Annotated in this window: 15 protein-coding genes and 14 tRNA genes; 3 read left to right on the forward strand and 26 right to left on the reverse strand. The window is 43.7% G+C overall.

Annotated features, from left to right (window positions below):
• Positions 1-2: 2 nt before the first annotated feature.
• Both MJ595_RS22500 and MJ595_RS22505 read right to left on the reverse strand, forming a co-directional pair.
• Positions 3-1,526, reverse strand: coding sequence for an acyl--CoA ligase (locus MJ595_RS22500; RefSeq protein ID WP_263080386.1), 1,524 nt, complete (start codon positions 1,524-1,526; stop codon positions 3-5).
• On the reverse strand, positions 1,523-5,305 hold the full coding sequence (locus MJ595_RS22505; RefSeq protein ID WP_263080388.1) for an amino acid adenylation domain-containing protein: 3,783 nt from the start codon (positions 5,303-5,305) through the stop codon (positions 1,523-1,525). The genes MJ595_RS22500 and MJ595_RS22505 overlap by 4 nt, the downstream gene beginning before the upstream one ends.
• A 145-nt stretch (positions 5,306-5,450) precedes the next feature.
• Here MJ595_RS22505 and MJ595_RS22510 point away from each other — a divergent pair, with 145 nt between their 5' ends.
• Positions 5,451-6,785: a transposase gene (locus tag MJ595_RS22510; RefSeq protein WP_263078000.1), complete on the forward strand. Its 1,335-nt coding sequence runs from the start codon at positions 5,451-5,453 to the stop codon at positions 6,783-6,785.
• A gap of 405 nt (positions 6,786-7,190) precedes the next feature.
• Here MJ595_RS22510 and MJ595_RS22515 read toward each other — a convergent pair whose 3' ends face one another.
• From MJ595_RS22515 to MJ595_RS22530, 4 genes are all read right to left on the reverse strand, one after another.
• Positions 7,191-7,685 carry a hypothetical protein gene (locus MJ595_RS22515; RefSeq protein ID WP_263080389.1) on the reverse strand — a complete coding sequence of 165 codons (495 nt, stop codon included), beginning with the start codon at positions 7,683-7,685 and terminating at the stop codon, positions 7,191-7,193.
• Between the two features lie 69 nt (positions 7,686-7,754).
• On the reverse strand, positions 7,755-8,408 hold the full coding sequence (locus tag MJ595_RS22520) for an IS630 family transposase (RefSeq protein WP_263322427.1): 654 nt from the start codon (positions 8,406-8,408) through the stop codon (positions 7,755-7,757).
• Positions 8,330-8,803, reverse strand: coding sequence for a helix-turn-helix domain-containing protein (locus tag MJ595_RS22525; protein WP_263078037.1), 474 nt, complete (start codon positions 8,801-8,803; stop codon positions 8,330-8,332). Before MJ595_RS22525 ends, MJ595_RS22520 begins: the two co-directional genes overlap by 79 nt.
• A 130-nt stretch (positions 8,804-8,933) precedes the next feature.
• Positions 8,934-9,614 (reverse strand): ATP-grasp domain-containing protein, encoded by a 681-nt coding sequence (locus tag MJ595_RS22530; protein WP_263080390.1) that lies wholly within the window; start codon positions 9,612-9,614, stop codon positions 8,934-8,936.
• A gap of 149 nt (positions 9,615-9,763) precedes the next feature.
• Between MJ595_RS22530 and MJ595_RS22535 the strand changes: the two genes are divergently transcribed.
• Complete coding sequence (locus tag MJ595_RS22535; RefSeq protein WP_263078043.1) at positions 9,764-10,237, forward strand: helix-turn-helix domain-containing protein; 474 nt, start codon at positions 9,764-9,766, stop codon at positions 10,235-10,237.
• Positions 10,159-10,812 (forward strand): IS630 family transposase, encoded by a 654-nt coding sequence (locus tag MJ595_RS22540; protein ID WP_263322427.1) that lies wholly within the window; start codon positions 10,159-10,161, stop codon positions 10,810-10,812. Before MJ595_RS22535 ends, MJ595_RS22540 begins: the two co-directional genes overlap by 79 nt.
• A 44-nt stretch (positions 10,813-10,856) precedes the next feature.
• Here MJ595_RS22540 and MJ595_RS22545 read toward each other — a convergent pair whose 3' ends face one another.
• The 20 genes from MJ595_RS22545 to MJ595_RS22640 all read right to left on the reverse strand — a co-directional run bounded on the left by MJ595_RS22545 (position 10,857) and on the right by MJ595_RS22640 (position 16,636).
• A complete protein-coding gene (locus MJ595_RS22545) occupies positions 10,857-11,291 on the reverse strand; it encodes a hypothetical protein (RefSeq protein ID WP_263080391.1) in 435 nt (144 codons plus the stop codon).
• Positions 11,292-11,426: 135 nt separating this feature from the next.
• Positions 11,427-11,852 carry a hypothetical protein gene (locus MJ595_RS22550; RefSeq protein ID WP_263080392.1) on the reverse strand — a complete coding sequence of 142 codons (426 nt, stop codon included), beginning with the start codon at positions 11,850-11,852 and terminating at the stop codon, positions 11,427-11,429.
• Positions 11,853-12,074: 222 nt separating this feature from the next.
• Positions 12,075-13,076, reverse strand: a complete 1,002-nt coding sequence (locus MJ595_RS22555; protein WP_263080393.1) for an MFS transporter — start codon at positions 13,074-13,076, stop codon at positions 12,075-12,077.
• A gap of 6 nt (positions 13,077-13,082) precedes the next feature.
• Positions 13,083-13,721: an IS630 family transposase gene (locus tag MJ595_RS22560; protein WP_263322441.1), complete on the reverse strand. Its 639-nt coding sequence runs from the start codon at positions 13,719-13,721 to the stop codon at positions 13,083-13,085.
• The gene (locus MJ595_RS22565; RefSeq protein ID WP_263078176.1) at positions 13,705-14,112 is read right to left on the reverse strand and encodes a helix-turn-helix domain-containing protein; all 408 of its coding nucleotides are present in this window, start codon (positions 14,110-14,112) and stop codon (positions 13,705-13,707) included. The genes MJ595_RS22560 and MJ595_RS22565 overlap by 17 nt, the downstream gene beginning before the upstream one ends.
• 92 nt (positions 14,113-14,204) lie before the next feature.
• On the reverse strand, positions 14,205-14,549 hold the full coding sequence (locus MJ595_RS22570; protein ID WP_263080394.1) for an MFS transporter: 345 nt from the start codon (positions 14,547-14,549) through the stop codon (positions 14,205-14,207).
• A gap of 314 nt (positions 14,550-14,863) precedes the next feature.
• Positions 14,864-14,939, reverse strand: a tRNA-Gly gene (locus tag MJ595_RS22575).
• A gap of 33 nt (positions 14,940-14,972) precedes the next feature.
• A tRNA-Gly gene (locus tag MJ595_RS22580) sits at positions 14,973-15,054 on the reverse strand.
• Between the two features lie 30 nt (positions 15,055-15,084).
• Positions 15,085-15,163 (reverse strand) — tRNA-Asn (locus MJ595_RS22585).
• Between the two features lie 38 nt (positions 15,164-15,201).
• Positions 15,202-15,277: transfer RNA gene (locus MJ595_RS22590), tRNA-Glu, on the reverse strand.
• Positions 15,278-15,424: 147 nt separating this feature from the next.
• Positions 15,425-15,500: transfer RNA gene (locus MJ595_RS22595), tRNA-Gly, on the reverse strand.
• A gap of 33 nt (positions 15,501-15,533) precedes the next feature.
• A tRNA-Ile gene (locus tag MJ595_RS22600) sits at positions 15,534-15,614 on the reverse strand.
• Positions 15,615-15,671: 57 nt separating this feature from the next.
• Positions 15,672-15,747, reverse strand: a tRNA-Glu gene (locus MJ595_RS22605).
• A gap of 49 nt (positions 15,748-15,796) precedes the next feature.
• Positions 15,797-15,872 (reverse strand) — tRNA-Gly (locus MJ595_RS22610).
• Positions 15,873-15,905: 33 nt separating this feature from the next.
• Positions 15,906-15,985, reverse strand: a tRNA-Gly gene (locus MJ595_RS22615).
• Positions 15,986-16,018: 33 nt separating this feature from the next.
• Positions 16,019-16,094: transfer RNA gene (locus MJ595_RS22620), tRNA-Glu, on the reverse strand.
• Between the two features lie 148 nt (positions 16,095-16,242).
• A tRNA-Gly gene (locus MJ595_RS22625) sits at positions 16,243-16,318 on the reverse strand.
• 33 nt (positions 16,319-16,351) lie between these two features.
• A tRNA-Asp gene (locus MJ595_RS22630) sits at positions 16,352-16,432 on the reverse strand.
• 32 nt (positions 16,433-16,464) lie between these two features.
• A tRNA-Glu gene (locus MJ595_RS22635) sits at positions 16,465-16,540 on the reverse strand.
• Between the two features lie 20 nt (positions 16,541-16,560).
• Positions 16,561-16,636: transfer RNA gene (locus MJ595_RS22640), tRNA-Ala, on the reverse strand.
• Between the last annotated feature and the right edge of the window lies 1 nt (position 16,637).

Here is a 16,637-nt window from a genome sequence, read left to right on the forward strand (position 1 = left end):
ACTCAGCCACCAGCAAAACCGAATATCTCCTGCACCAATGCATATCTATCAATTTTTCCCGCAGGATTTAAAGGAAAGCCGCTGATATAACGGTACTCGCCTACCTGGCTTAATTCTGGGAACGTACTACCTATACACTGAATGAGTTGCGGGATAACCTCGACTTCTAACTTCCGGGTCTTCCTTAAACTCTGATCCTTATCAACAATAACAAGACACCATGGGCGCTGGACATTGTCACTGGGCTGATCAAAAATGATAGTGCCGCAGTTGGGAGCAAGATGCTGATCAACCATCGCTTCCATTTCACTCAGCCCAACAAACTTTCCTTCAGCATTTTTTAGTAACTGCCGTTTTCGTCCAACAATGAATAATCGACCTTGATCGTCAAAGTATCCTAAATCACCTGTAGCAAAAAAATCAGCCGCAATCGGAGTAACTACCCCCTCGGTAATATAGCCAGAGCAAGCTCCCGGGCTCTTAACCCAAATTTCCCCAACACCTCCGCTTGCAGCAGTTTCAATATGCACCTCAATACCTTTTAAGGGTTTACCAACACCTGTTGCATTATCCAAACACAAAGCATCTGATGAAGAAGCCACCAATGGTATTTCTGTGAGGCCATAACCTGAAAGTATTGGAGAACCGGTCACTTCCCTGAATACCGAGATAACCCAGCGGGGTAGACTTGCTCCCCCCGTCATCCATATTTTGGTTTTTCTTATAAAAGAATAGCCCGCCTGCTTATTCCTGAGGGCATCTGCTATTCTCATAAACCCGGCAGGCATCATAAAGCAAGCTGTAGGCTCATGACGCTCAATAAGTGTCAAATAGTGACAGCCTGATTTTTCAATATCCTCAACCGGATGTTTATGGCTATTGTCTGGTAAAATAAGCTCTCCGCCAAAAAAGTACGACGATAACATCAGCAAACAGCCCTGCTCGGTAAACAAAACAGAATTGCTTGATAAATCCAGGAGATCGCGCCAGCACAATAAGTTAAATATCAACGCATCAGCAGAAAACTGCACCCCCTTTGGAGTACCTGTAGTACCCGATGTAAACAGGGTCAGGGGATGAGGAGATTCTTCAGGGCTTAACTCGTAAGTTCTGCTGCCATCTGCTATAAGTGAATCCAGCGGATAAATCTTCTCTTCATAAAAGCAGTGAAAGAGAACGGCATACTCTCCTGTCTTTTTGTTCAGTTTCCCGGAAATAGATGCATCAGGTACAAGACTACAATGTAATTTATCGATATCTGTCCGGCTGTGATAAAAGGGAATTGGAACCACCTCAATACCCACTCTCAGGCAGGCAAGGGTACAAACCAGAGCTTCCCAACCATTAGGAAGCTGGCAAAACACCCTGGAAGGTTTTTTCGGCATTGCCAGCAGCGCACTGCATAACCGGGTAACCCTCTCATCAATCCATTGATAAGAGTAATGGGCATTCCCCACACGCAAAGCAACACCCTTTTTTTTAGCCGCAGCATCTATTAAGGCAGAGACTTTATCAAATGCATTCATAAACGGATCTCCTGCTCACAGATAGCAATAAGTTTTTCTGTATGCTCACATTGCAGTATATTTTTATGGGTAGCCTGAACAGGTATTACCCGAATATCGGGCATGATGGCTTCCCACCCATTAGCAGATTTGGTTTTTAATTGAGCGTAGAACTCATCCATCATTATTTTTTCCTGCCCTGAATAAGATGCAGGATATGCATACTGCTCCGCCCTGAATAACCAGCAGGGTGCCTGACAAGGCTGATGCTGATGGGTTATATACATCGTATTTTCAACCTCCTTTACCATAAGCAGGGTTTCCTTTGCTGCGGGATCAAGAGACTGAAACTTTTCCGACTCCATCAGAATACGTTCCAGCATGGGTTCCAGCTGTTGCGTAAGCGCCACTCCTTTTTCATCGGGAACAATACTGTCAAATAGATATACGGCCTCTACAACCTCCCCCTGCATTTCCAACTGTTTTGCCATTTCCTGGGCCACATTACCGCCCATTGACCAGCCAGCCAATTTATAGGGCCCACGGGAGAGATTCTTTTTCAGCACCTCGATATTCCTTGCAGCAAGCGCTGTTATATTTTTTATCATATGCCCCGGCTTCGCATACATGTTATGGGATTCAATCCCATAAACCGGTACGCTATGAAACTGCCGACCAAAGGCTTCATAAGCCTCCAGCCCTGCTCCCCTGGGAGGTAATAGAATAACAGGCGTAGCCTCTTTTGAAGCAGAGTGAAAACAACGCCAGACAGGTATTTCATAGTGCGTCACCCGCTTTAAAAGCTCTGCTTGTAAATGAATGGTTTTTGCCTTGACCAAATCCATCAGTGACAGCTGTATGGCAAATTCCTGCTCTATTTCCAGCATCAGCTCAACCAGACCAAGAGAGGATCCCCCCTCATAGTAAAAATGACTGCCTGGTGATAGACCATGCCGATCCCGGTTAAGCACCTTTGACCAAATACGGGAAAGGCGTATCTCAATCTCTGACCGGAATCCTTTCTCTTCCTCCCCCTCCACTGCTTCAGGCAATGTCCCCAGTCCTTTGAGCAAACGCTTATCTACTTTCCCCCGACCATTAAGGGGAAGGTACGGCACCAAAAACAGTGAAGCAGGAAGCCAGTAAGATGGATAGCGACTTGCCAGTGCCTCATATAGTGCCGCTTTATTAAAGATAGCCCCGGGCTTTAAAACGATATAAGCAACCAGCGACGTCTTTTCTCCCAGCCCTTCAATAATAGCTGCCGCCTCTTGTATCATTTCAGATTGACAGAGCATACTTTCTATAGCTGAAAGCTCCAGGCGGTAGCCTCGCAGTTGTACCTGGTGGTCACTCCTGCCTATATACTCCAGCTCACCACTTTCAAGCCATCGAACGATATCACCTGTTTTGTACGCAGTGCAGCAATCTTGACCGGAAAGTGATAACTCCACCATAGCGCTCCGGGTTCTGTCAGGGTCATTCAGATACCCCCTCATCAACCCCACTCCCGAAATATATAACTCTCCTTTCATCCCCACAGGCACAGGCTCCATATTGGCGCCCAGTACAAAAACACCAACCCGGTTAATGGGCTTTCCAATAGTTGATGCCGCTTTGGCATCAGACTGACCATTCGGTGTAAAGAGGGTTGAGAATGTTGCTTCAACGCTGGCTTCAGTGGGGCCATAAGAATTAATAATGGCAAACGGATAGGATTCTGCCGGAATATGATGCAGTTTCTCACCACCAAATTTAACCACACGTAACGATGTTTCAGCACGCTTAATGGCTAAAAAACGGCTCGCCATTGAAGAGGGTAAATCACAGATAGTCACTTGCTGGGAGATTAACCATTGATCAAGCTCGGCCGGAGATAGCCGAACCTCCTTCGGAACAATGACGACACTGCTACCATTAAGGAGAAACGGCCACACCTCACAGCCAAAGGTATCAAATGCCGGACTGGCAAATTGACTACTACGATCATCCACTGTCAGAGATAAGTGCTGCCGATACCAGTCAGCCAGATTAATAATGCCACGGTCCTCAATCATTACCCCTTTTGGAGTACCTGTTGAGCCTGAAGTAAAGATGATATAGGCCAGGTGCTGAGGTGTTCTTCGTTTTTGACTCAACCTATCAGAAAACCATTCATTCCCGGGAAACATAGGAACAACAAGCTTTGTTGCCTCATGGCATGTGAAAGACAATAAATGGGTTTCCGGTCCGAGAACAAGCGCCGCATGACTGTTTGCAATAATCGTTTGATTAAATGTATCAGGACTATCCGGGTCCAGCGGTATATAGGCATTACCCGTCTTCCAGACAGCAATCATGGCTGCAATCAGCATTTTTCCCCTGGGAAAAAGCAGGGCGATCGTTGAAGCTTGTTCAGAGGAACAAGTCTTATCCAAGCGACTCTCTATCCGATGGGCCAATTCGTTAGCCAACCGGTCAAGTAGTCTGAATGTAATGACGTCATCACCATCAACAATAGCCGTTGCTTCAGGGAACTGCCTGGCTTGATCTTCAAATCGGCTTACCAGGTCTTCATAGGGTAATGGCCCTTGAGCACCGACTCCCAAAGACAGTATTTCCCGCTTCTTGTGTTTGCCTAATAGCGTCGTTTGTATGCAGTCAACATCTTCATGGGTAATCCATTCGCGAAGCACATGAAGATACATATCAACCAGGGTCTGTGCGATACTCCCTGATTTTTTAGCATCATAATGTAATGAAAATACTGTAGTATCACCCCTGGAATCCATCACCAACGATAGATCGCTCATGGCATCAAGCTTACAAAGATGCGACAGCGCTACCCCTCCGTAAAGCCCCCCCACACATGCAGCACCGCCAAACTCCAGCATCTCATGTTGCAGGCAACTTTGAGATATCATGACATTAAGTAAATTATCAGCACTTCCCGAGGTATCACCTGCCCGAAAATCCTGGACAATATTTGCCGTCGGATAATTCCCAAAATTTTTCGCAGCTTTTCGCTGCCTTGTTATATCGGCAACAAGCCCATTAATGGTTTGACCTTCAGAAACATGAATCGTTGCCGGGAGTGTGTTAACAAAGCAACCCGGTACGTTCTTGTATGCTCTGGGTCGGCAATTTATCGGGTAGGCAATGACAAAGTCATTTTGCTGGGTAAACCGGTACAGCACCATACCCAATATAGCTTTTGCCGCCAGAAACTCTGTTGAGCGCAATTTACGACACTGCTTGCGCCATGCATTACTCTCAGCCCTGGTCAATGAGAAATGAATTTTCGAAAACACCCCCTGGCCACCTTTATCACCAGAATGTCCTGTGGGTGCATCTATACTGAGTGATAATGATTTCCCATGAAGAGCCTGCCGCCAAAATACCTTGGCATCATCATTAACACCCCCAATGTCTTTTTCCGCCATCAGCCATCCCCGCAAACTGGGGAAAAAGCTTTCATCCCATCGCTGCCTACTGCCATTGTAGGCTTCAGAAAGAGACGAGATCATTTGGGGAACACAGCCTTCATCAAAGATAATATGATGAAAAACCAGCACCAGATAACTACAGCCACTACCCGCCAATATAAGAAAACGGTGCATTGGTCCTGCATTGAGGTCAAAAGGCATAGAAACAAAGTTCTGGATTTTTTGTTCTGCCTCACTATCGTCAAAGCACGATATTGTCTCAATATTCAGTTTCAGTTCTTCAGGAACAGCAAGACGGATATTGCCATTCTCTTCCTGGATATGACTGCCTATTTCAGGAAACCACTCAGAAAACACACTCTCAAGACTATTCAATATTTTCTGCCGCCCTACCGGGCAGCAATTCCCGCAGACTTGATTAAAGCCCTTAATAACAAGGGCTGTAGCTTGGTAGCCTCTTGCTAAAATCGCAGACTATCCGGTAGAATTTCACCACAATAATAATAACGATGCTCATGTTGTGCCGCTAACGAAACCAAGAACCATTGCTGAAAAACTGCTCAAAATAGTCTCTGATGAAGCGGGTCAAATTCCAGACTTTCGCAAGAAAAGCCAACATGACAAAATTGTCCTTCATGATGCGGTCATGAGTGGCCTGGCAGTCATGCACCTGAAATACCCTTCATTACTGGCTTTTGATCAGGATTGTGTCAATAACCCAGATAGGCTCAAGAACTTAAAGTCGATGTACAATGTCAGCTGTGTCCCCAGTGATACCTATCTGAGGGATCTGATTGACCCTATCGAAACACGCTATTTAAGGAAGTTCTTTACCCGCCTGTTTGCCTTTGTGCAACGATCTGGGCGGCTTAAGCAGTTCACTTATTTTGAGGAAGGGTATCTTGCGCCTATCGATGGTACGGGGCACTTTTGCTCAGGGAAGATTAGTTGTCCTGAGTGTTGTGTAAAAAAGCCAGGCAGCAAAAATCCGCAATACTACCATCAGTTACTGGCCTGCTGTCTGGTAAAGCCGGGCAAGAAAGAAGTATTACCTTTAATGCCTGAACCCATCATCAAACAAGTTGATGCGTCAAAGAATGATTGTGAGAAGGTAGCGCTCAAGCGGCTATTGGCGAATTTATCCAGAGAGCATCCGCACCTGCCACTGGTTCTGACTTTTGATGACCTGTACTCAGATGGACCGACCATCAAGTTGGTAAAGTCCTTTGGCTATAGCTTCATTATGGTGGCAAAGGATTCAACCCATGAGTCGTTATACCAGGCCGTCGATGAGCTGGATTGTGCAGACAAAGTGGTGCGCTATGAATATACCGATGATAAAGGGTTTACGCACTGGTTCCGGTTTGTGAATGGTGCCCCCATTAACAAGTCACACCCGGATGTGCTGGTTAACTTTCTCGAATATATAGAAATTGATCCAGAGGGCAACAAGAAGTACGTCAACACCTGGGTCACGGACATTGAGCTTTCAGCCGAGAACGTGAATAAATTCATGCGAGGAGCACGCGCTAAATGGAAAATTGAAAACGAAACGTTCAATACACTGAAAACACAGGGCTACCATCTCGAACACAATTACGGGCACGGAAAGCAGCATCTGGCCAGCAATCTGGCATGCCTGACTTTTACGGCCTTCCTCATCAACCAGATAGAACAACTGTCTTGCAAGCTCTTCCAGGAAGCGCTCAAGATAAAAAAGTCTAAAAAGGCATTCTGGCATGCCATACGAGGGCTGTTTGACTGGTTCTGCATTGATAACTGGACAGACGTATTTACAGCTATCATTGAAGGGCGAAGTGTGAGCTTGAAGTTGCTGACTGTCGATACGACATAGAGCGTTGATGTTAGCCCTGTGACCTGTGTTACCTGTCATTAAAACCGACTGCCGATATAGCAGCAGTCTGGCTCTGTTCATCCGCGATAAAATCATTTTTAATTAACTGAAAATGTGCCAGCCGGAATCTGGTTTGCGGGAATTGCTGCCTACCGGGCGATCAAATTTAAAGATAAAAGGAATATTATATTGATTGCTTGCAGGAAACATTTGCCACTCCTGATAGAAGCGACGAATGAACCTGTCAACTGGTGTAAAATAGTACATGCTAAACTTTTTTTCTGAAGGCTACCGCATGATCAGCTGGAAAGAAACATAAAACAAATGAACAGCTGCCTTAAAAGGCTGCGATTAGCAGAGCCCTTAAAAAGTGGAGGTTTAAAAGTCCCTTTTTTGAAGTGACTTTTATTGAGTATTTACAAACTTGAATGCCCTAAGCGACTGATAGGCTTTAAACATATCACTGTAATCATTACCAAAAGCTGAAACCGTTATTGCTTTATTGGCTATTGACAATGGTTTTTGCATTCTTTCCCCTGCCAGCACTCTGACATTTATATCAATAGAGAAAGGCAAGGAAGGAATAGAAAAACCGTGAAGCACTCCCTCCTGCTGAGGTGCAGCTACAGTGAAGCCTGGTTGAAAATCACTTTCATCATCAATACTTTTATTAAGCCAGATATATAAATCCTGATTACAGATATTGATACCTGTGGTTTTTTCATACAGTTCAATAAGCGCACCGCCAGGTGGCCTATTGGCAGCTTCCAGAAAAATATACTCGCCTTGCCTCTCAAAAATTTCAATATGATAGCTACCATGGAGAGTAATCCCCAGTCCATCAAGGCATGTTAAGGCAAAGCTGATAATAGATACGCTGAGCTCCGATCCAGGGTGCATTATAAAAGAGCCAATATTACTCCCTATAGTGAACTGTAGTAAGTAGTGTATAGATTGCTTTCGAATAATTTAACCATCCAGTCGGACAGTATTAGAAAATGAGATCATATACTCCTCTCCAAATGAAAAAAGCACCCGTTCAACTTCTTTTTCAAATTCCGCAAAGCTCTTGATTGACAAGAGGTTGAGCCATTCATACTTTATTTTCCTCCACAGGATTTCAATCAGGTTGAGCTCAGGTGAATATGTTGGCAGAAAGCAGACCAGCAATTTCTTTTCAATCATCCAGTCATCAATTCTGGCACAAAACTTTTTGCTGGTGTGAATGCTGGCATTATCCACCATAACTACCGTGTAACGATCATTTGAGCTGTATTTTTCATCTGCCATTTTCTCTGCAAAGTCATCAAAGGCCGCAATCACCGTATCGCTATTCACTGAACCCACAACAGGATAATGAAATAGCTCACAGCTTCGGTTCATAAACCCCAGTACGTTGATGCGTTTACTTTTGACTGATGGTATTCTGAGCTGCTTTCCTTTTTCCTGCCAACCGTATGGCACACAAGGTTCCTGGGTAAAGCCGGACTCATCAAAATAAAATAAATTGATTAACCCTTTGCTCTCGGCTTCCTGGGCATCTTTCAGAGCAGTTTTACAGTCATGGAATTGCTCTTCGTCCCGTTTATGTTTGCATGATTTACGGAGTCTTTTGTAAACCAGCCCTGCTTTTTTACAATGTTTGCCAGAGTAATTTTTGATGAAGATTTACCGGTTTCATCCTCGATCTTGGATTTGACATACGATAAGCGACGAGGCTCTTCAGCCACTAATTCTTTTATGCGTTGCACTTCGGATTCGTCATATATGCACGGCCTACCGCCACCATGCCCCTTGTACAAGGCACGAATACCATATTCTTCCCAATCATCAATCCACTGAGAAGCAGTTTGATATCTAATTTCAAGTATTTCGGCAATTTGCTCAAGGGTAAAGCCACGATTGCTCAATAAAAGGCTATGGGCTCTTTCCCTTATACATCTCAGAGGTCCGTAGTGTTTGGCGAATTTCAAAGTTAATAAAACAGCTTCATCAGTGATTGTAGTGACGTACTTCATAGGGAGAGGGATTTAAAGACCAGTACTCTCTTTATAATAGAGTAAATGTATCATTCAATAGCTATCTGATCGTTAGATCAAGAAGTAGATTTCTCGTACTGGCCGAACATCCAGTTTATTTGAAACCAAACTATGACCTACTTAATGGATTCAGATACTCCCCCACAGAGGAAAAGACAAGCTTACCTGCCTGAAACTGCAAGTCGCAATGGTACAATTTACCATCAATAAATTCATTGGCGATGTACTCTTGTGAAGACTCTTTTTCCATGGAAGAAAAAGCAGTTATATCTTCAATAATTCGTATACCGAATGCCCCGGAGGATGAAACCGGCTTTAAAATAAAAGGACAGCCAACATGTTCAACAATTTTATCAAACGCTTGAGTCTCACTGGTAAACCTGGGAACCCTTATCGAGCGACTACTCAGCTTTATGTATGCCTTCTCCTTATCTGATAGAAGAAGCACATCATCAGCATCCTGGGCAGTAAGATCAAATTCTTCTCTTAATCTAGCAACGGTATGCAAAATCCCTTCATCAATAGAAATTAACTGAATATTTTCATACGACAGTGAAAGCTCAGAAATAATCGGTCTCAGGTCATCTTCACTGAATCTGCCATTAGGTTCTCCATGGATACGTTTAACCGGGCAAGTTTTTAATATCCGTCCCCCTTTTCCCTCAAGCTTCTCCTTATCATCATCTGCACAAATAAAAGCCAGCTTCCAATTTTCAGTAAGCCTGAGCTTTGACCAGTTATATTGCTCAAAATATCGAAACGATGCAGCAATAATTATTGCTAAATTCATATTGTTAAGTAGGTCATAGTTTGGTTTCAAATAAACTGGATGTTCGGCCAGTACGAGAAATCTACTTCTTGATCTAACGATCAGATAGCTATTGAATGATACATTTACTCTATTATAAAGAGAGTACTGGTCTTTAAATCCCTCTCCCTATGAAGTACGTCACTACAATCACTGATGAAGCTGTTTTATCAACTTTGAAATTCGCCAAACACTACGGACCTCTGAGATGTATAAGGGAAAGAGCCCATAGCCTTTTATTGAGCAATCGTGGCTTTACCCTTGAGCAAATTGCCGAAATACTTGAAATTAGATATCAAACTGCTTCTCAGTGGATTGATGATTGGGAAGAATATGGTATTCGTGCCTTGTACAAGGGGCATGGTGGCGGTAGGCCGTGCATATATGACGAATCCGAAGTGCAACGCATAAAAGAATTAGTGGCTGAAGAGCCTCGTCGCTTATCGTATGTCAAATCCAAGATCGAGGATGAAACCGGTAAATCTTCATCAAAAATTACTCTGGCAAACATTGTAAAAAAGCAGGGCTGGTTTACAAAAGACTCCGTAAATCATGCAAACATAAACGGGACGAAGAGCAATTCCATGACTGTAAAACTGCTCTGAAAGATGCCCAGGAAGCCGAGAGCAAAGGGTTAATCAATTTATTTTATTTTGATGAGTCCGGCTTTACCCAGGAACCTTGTGTGCCATACGGTTGGCAGGAAAAAGGAAAGCAGCTCAGAATACCATCAGTCAAAAGTAAACGCATCAACGTACTGGGGTTTATGAACCGAAGCTGTGAGCTATTTCATTATCCTGTTGTGGGTTCAGTGAATAGCGATACGGTGATTGCGGCCTTTGATGACTTTGCAGAGAAAATGGCAGATGAAAAATACAGCTCAAATGATCGTTACACGGTAGTTATGGTGGATAATGCCAGCATTCACACCAGCAAAAAGTTTTGTGCCAGAATTGATGACTGGATGATTGAAAAGAAATTGCTGGTCTGCTTTCTGCCAACATATTCACCTGAGCTCAACCTGATTGAAATCCTGTGGAGGAAAATAAAGTATGAATGGCTCAACCTCTTGTCAATCAAGAGCTTTGCGGAATTTGAAAAAGAAGTTGAACGGGTGCTTTTTTCATTTGGAGAGGAGTATATGATCTCATTTTCTAATACTGTCCGACTGGATGGTTAAATTATTCGAAAGCAATCTATACACTACTTATCACAAAGGTAGGATTAAAGCTGCAAGCCAGAACAATTGCCTGAAAAAGAACCATTTTCCACATCAAAGTCATACTTCATATAAGTACCTTTTCCGGTTTCACGTATCTTTTTTCGCGTTAGCTGTATTTTAATACCCTTTGTTTTATTGATCTGATGAGTAAGTTTCATCGTAAAATCTCTCATATATGCCTCACCAGGTTTTTTATCAATACCTTGTAAAAGATACATATGGATCATTTGAAGCTGACTAACAATCAACTGGGTATGAAATGCTGTGAAGTGATACCGCCCATCCGATGGCATAAAATAATCGGAGATGCTCAAAATGGCGATAATACTGTTTTCATCATAGAGAATATCGTCCACATTGACACAGTCCGTTTTGTATCCCCCCATAAGATACGGTGAAGCCATTTTTTCAAAAGAAATATTGTCTAATTTTTCCATTATTTACTGCGCAGGCTGTTAATTTTAATAGGCTGTCAAAATAGCGACGCATATCCTATCACACAATAAGTAAATACCCATGCATCAATATGTAAACAGACTGTAAGGTAACAGATATATCAATACCATCTCTATTCAGGGTGTATACTCTATCAGCTGCAGCAAGCCTTTACCCCCCTCCTCTTCTCCAGGCAAAAACTTTAAACGACCTGTAGTCGTTATTACCTCCCCTATAGCCCTTTCTTTTTGGGAGTAGAGTACCAAATTCTCTGACAAAACATCCGTGCTCAAATGGTATTGATTATATACCTCCTTCCCTTCTCCAGAAAAATACACCTCTTTCGGAAAACAACTCCATTCTGAAATATTTGAAATCCTTCCCGATACTTTAACCATTGTCTCCTGTGCCGTTTTTAGGCCATCCGGAGTCAAATCAACAGGGTCAGAATTAGCTAAAGCCGCTATCACTGCACTAGCTATAAACAAGAAGAATTTATAAGCCACTTTCATATCTCTTCCACCCCAAATAACCAAGCTCAGTGATAGTGTAGTTTGAGGCATAGAAAACACATACCTTTGTGTACAGCAGCCATCATAAGCAATGGAGATACTACGTATTATTCTGAGTTTTTAGAATCAAAGTTTTGAGTAATTTAAGGGTCAAGCCTTCCCTCTTGAGTAGACGCGCTAGGCATCACAAAATGAAAGACCCGACCCTGTTTCACTCCGCTCAGATAACTACCACTACAGAATAGTTACAAAACGTGATTGATATTATTATCATCAGGACAAAACTTGAGACTGTGATACTCCCTGGTATGAAACACGACTCTTACGGCGACTCGCTCCCTGCAGCCAAAGCAATGAGATAATCAATAGCACATTGACAAGCATCATAAGTACAAAGACACCACCCCAGGAGAAACTTTGCTGAACCAATGCAACAGGGAGGCCAGCACTGGCAGCACCTATATAGGTAACAAGACCTTTCACGCCTGTCGCTGAACCGGCCGCATCCTTATGTGTACTTTCAATAATCCCTAAAGAAAATAACAGCTGCGACCCATAAATACCTGCACCAATAAGTGCAAACAACATAGCAGAAATTAAATAAGAGCTATGCTGAAAGAAGGGCAGTAAAGCAACACTGGCTGTCAGCATCAGGCTAAATAAAAGACAACTGGTCCAGCGATTGGATTTAAAAAACAAATCAGAAATAAATCCAGCTGATAGTCCACCGACAATCCCGCCAACTTCAAACCAGGCAGAAAGTGATGATGCCGTTACCAAATCCCAGTGTGCAACCTGAGTATAATAAACGGCAGGCCAGTCAGTGATAATTGTACGTACCATATAAATACAAAGATCACCGCCCACGGCAAGCCAAATCAGTGGATTTTTAAGGATATACTTTATAAATATTTCTTTTCCGGTAAGGCCCGATTCACTTTGCGCTTCCTGCTGCTTCTCCAGTGCATCCTGCTTCCACTCGCCCACAGATGGCAAACCATATTTTGACGGTCTATCCCTCATGAAAATAATCGCACCAACACCCATTGCTATCGCTATAACGGCAGGTACGTAAAAGGCCATACGCCAATTACCAGTGGATGCGATTACACCACTGGCAATAATCGGAGCAAGAGCACCTCCCACATTATGGGACATATTCCAGAAGCTATACCACATGCCCCGCTCTTTTTTGGAATACCAGTAACTCATCGCCTTAGCGATAGGGGGGAACCCGCTTCCTTGCAAAATAGCCGTCAGCGCATAAACCATCATAAGTAGTCACTCAAACGAAATCAGATATTTTTGACCAAATAGATCAAATATACGTTTGACCTCTTGTTCGAATTCCTTGAAATCCATTATTGACAGCAGGTTCAGCCATTCATACTTCACTTTTCTCCACAATATTTCTATCAGGTTTAGCTCAGGTGAATAGGTTGGTAAAAAACAGACTAAGAGCTTTTTCTCAATTGCCCAGTCTATTACTCTTTCTCTGAAAAGTTTGCTGGTATGAATGCTGGCATTATCCACCATGACGATGGTATAGCGCTCATTAGAGCTGTACTTGGGTTCTTCCATCCTGGCGGCAAAATCATCAAAGACACTGATAACTGTTTCGCTGTTAACACAACCTGTTACTGGGTAGTAGAAAAGGTCATTGGCACGATTCATAAATCCCAGCACATTGATACGCTTACTTTTTACAGAGGGTATTTTTAGCTGTGAGCCTTTTTCTTGCCAGCCATAGGGGACACAAGGCTCTTGACTAAAACCAGATTCATCAAAGTAAAACAGATTGACAAGCCCTTTATCCTCAGCATATTGGGCCTCTTTCAAGGCAGACTGGCAACATCTGAATTGCTCCTCATCGCGCTTATGGCTGCAAGCTTTACGAAACCGCTTATAAACAAGTCCCAGCTTTTTTTAAAAGTCTCGACAGGGTTTGCTTTGAGGCAACCTTACCGGTTTCCTCTGCAATCTTTGTTTGAACATAAGACAGCCTGCGAGGTTCCTCGGAGACAATCTCTCTAATGCGTTGTGCTTCCTGGTCAGTATAGATAGGTGGTTTTCCACCTTCATGTTTTTTGTACAAGCCGCGAAGGCCATAATCATCCCAGGCATCAATCCAGTCAGAGACTGTCTGATATCGAACTTCAAATATTGCAGCAATCTCGCTCATAGAATAACCACGTATGCTGAGTAAAATAGCATGAGCCCTTTCCCTTAGGTACGGATATGGCCCATGTCGAATAGCTTCTCTCAATGTTTTTATGACAGCGACATCGGTTACTGGATCAACAGTTTTCATCGTGACAACAGCGAAATTAACGATATTAGGCAATGAGTATAGCCAAATTGGAATGGGGAGTTATTAAACGGTCGTACAGTTATTTTTATCTATTAGCGGTTGCGTGAGTACTTAAGTACACTAATATTATTACTGGATCCCATCCAGAAATTAAGCACACCAATAAGAATCAATGCCGGCCCAAGCATTAATCTCGGATTTATTCGATCCGCAACCAATCCACTGGAAAATTTTGACACGCCATAAAGAATATAAAACATAGATGACATCAGGCCAAATTGTGCCGTTGTCATCCCCAGATCTTCCATTAAAGATGGAGCAGCATAAGTAAAGTTTTTTCTACTGATATAAAATACTGCATAGCTCATAAACGTTGTAACAATAATTTGCCAACGCAGCTTTTTGTAGGTTGAGTCAATGGTTTGTTTTTCAGACATAGTTACAGACGCCTATTAAATTGGAAAATCCCCCTTTTTAAATTAACCTCTTACCTTTTATTTTTTATCAATGCTGTAGTTAAAATATTTATAAAAAAAAACCAGCCATCACTGGCTGGTTTTTTGTATAGCAGCACAAAACGAGACTCGCCCTTGCTATAAATAGACGACCCCAATACTGAAAAGGTTGTGTTTTACGCCATATGCATAATCTCTGGAGCGGGAAACGAGACTCGCCCTTGCTATAAAGAGACGACCCCAACCTTGGCAAGGTTGTGTTTCACGCCATATGCAGAACTTCTGCATAGTTAAACTGGAGCGGGAAACGAGACTCGAACTCGCGACCCCAACCTTGGCAAGGTTGTGCTCTACCAACTGAGCTATTCCCGCAGTGAAAAGGTTTTACGACTTCTTCAAAGTCGGAGCGGGAAACGAGACTCACTCTTAATCTCTGGGCGACCCCAACCTTGGCAAGGTTGTGCTCTACCAACTGAGCTATTCCCGCAGCGAAAATGTTTTGCGACTTCTTCAAAGTCGGAGCTAAACGAGACTCACTCTTAAGCTCTGGCGACCCCAACCTTAACAAGGTTGTGCTCTACCAACTGAGCTATTCCCGCACTTATCAGAAGCACTCTTCCGACAACTTAATAAATGGCGTCCCCTAGGGGACTCGAACCCCTGTTACTGCCGTGAAAGGGCGGTGTCCTAGGCCACTAGACGAAGGGGACGCAAAACCTTCGATTCTTTGAGTTCCAATTAAAAACCCAAAGCTAGATTTTGAGCGGGAAACGAGACTCGCCCTTGCTATAAAGAGACGACCCAACCTTGGTAAGGTTGTGTTTCACGCCATATGCAGAATTTCTGCATGGTTAAACTGGAGCGGGAAACGAGACTCGAACTCGCGACCCCAACCTTGGCAAGGTTGTGCTCTACCAACTGAGCTATTCCCGCAGCGAAAATATTTTACGACTTTTTCAAAGTCGGAGCGGGAAACGAGACTCACTCTTAAGCTCTGACGACCCCAACCCTATCAAGGTTGTGCTCTACCAACTGAGCTATTCCCGCAGTGAAAATGTTTTTTCGACTTTTTCAAAGTCGTCAGACCAATGCCTGATTAATAAGTGGCGTCCCCTAGGGGACTCGAACCCCTGTTACCGCCGTGAAAGGGCGGTGTCCTAGGCCACTAGACGAAGGGGACGCAAAACCTTCGATTCCTTGAGTTTCAATTAAAAACCCAAAGCTAGATTTGGAGCGGGAAACGAGACTCGAACTCGCGACCCCAACCTTGGCAAGGTTGTGCTCTACCAACTGAGCTATTCCCGCAGTGAAAATATTTTACGACTTTTTCAAAGTCGGAGCGGGAAACGAGACTCACTCTTAAGCTCTGGCGACCCCAACCCTGGCAAGGTTGTGCTCTACCAACTGAGCTATTCCCGAAAATCATCAGAGTTACCTGACAACTTAAATAATGGCGTCCCCTAGGGGACTCGAACCCCTGTTACCGCCGTGAAAGGGCGGTGTCCTAGGCCACTAGACGAAGGGGACGCAAAACCTTCGATTCTTTGAGCTCCAATTAAAAACCCAAAGCTAGATTTTAAGCGGGAAACGAGACTCGCCCTTGCTATAAAAAGACGACCCCAACCTTGGTAAGATTGTATTTCACGCTATATGCAGAATTTCCACATAGTTAAACTGGAGCGGGAAACGAGACTCGAACTCGCGACCCCAACCTTGGCAAGGTTGTGCTCTACCAACTGAGCTATTCCCGCAATGAAAATGTTTTTCGACTTTTTCAAAGTCTGAGCAGGAAACGAGACTCACTCTTAAGCTCTGGCGACCCCAACCCTGACAAGGTTGCGCTCTACCAACTGAGCTATTCCCGCAAATCATCAGAGTTATCTGACAACTTAAATAATGGCGTCCCCTAGGGGACTCGAACCCCTGTTACCGCCGTGAAAGGGCGGTGTCCTAGGCCACTAGACGAAGGGGACGCAAATTCTCAAAGAGAATTTGGTGGAGCCAAGCGGGATCGAACCGCTGACCTCAACACTGCCAGTGTTGCGCTCTCCCAGCTGAGCTATGGCCCCA

Origin of the sequence: Endozoicomonas sp. Mp262, assembly GCF_025643335.1 — a bacterium.
Taxonomy (GTDB): Bacteria; Pseudomonadota; Gammaproteobacteria; order Pseudomonadales; family Endozoicomonadaceae; genus Endonucleibacter.

Excerpts from the sequence above, each read along its gene's own strand:
- MJ595_RS22500 (WP_263080386.1), bottom strand. The coding sequence starts at position 1,526 with ATGAATGCATTTGATAAAGTCTCTGCCTTAATAGATGCTGCGGCTAAA.
- MJ595_RS22515 (WP_263080389.1), bottom strand. The coding sequence starts at position 7,685 with ATGCACCCTGGATCGGAGCTCAGCGTATCTATTATCAGCTTTGCCTTA.
- MJ595_RS22525 (WP_263078037.1), bottom strand. The coding sequence starts at position 8,803 with ATGAAGTACGTCACTACAATCACTGATGAAGCTGTTTTATTAACTTTG.
- MJ595_RS22530 (WP_263080390.1), bottom strand. The coding sequence starts at position 9,614 with ATGAATTTAGCAATAATTATTGCTGCATCGTTTCGATATTTTGAGCAA.
- MJ595_RS22535 (WP_263078043.1), top strand. The coding sequence starts at position 9,764 with ATGAAGTACGTCACTACAATCACTGATGAAGCTGTTTTATCAACTTTG.
- MJ595_RS22545 (WP_263080391.1), bottom strand. The coding sequence starts at position 11,291 with ATGGAAAAATTAGACAATATTTCTTTTGAAAAAATGGCTTCACCGTAT.
- MJ595_RS22550 (WP_263080392.1), bottom strand. The coding sequence starts at position 11,852 with ATGCCTCAAACTACACTATCACTGAGCTTGGTTATTTGGGGTGGAAGA.
- MJ595_RS22555 (WP_263080393.1), bottom strand. The coding sequence starts at position 13,076 with ATGATGGTTTATGCGCTGACGGCTATTTTGCAAGGAAGCGGGTTCCCC.
- MJ595_RS22565 (WP_263078176.1), bottom strand. The coding sequence starts at position 14,112 with ATGAAAACTGTTGATCCAGTAACCGATGTCGCTGTCATAAAAACATTG.
- MJ595_RS22570 (WP_263080394.1), bottom strand. The coding sequence starts at position 14,549 with ATGTCTGAAAAACAAACCATTGACTCAACCTACAAAAAGCTGCGTTGG.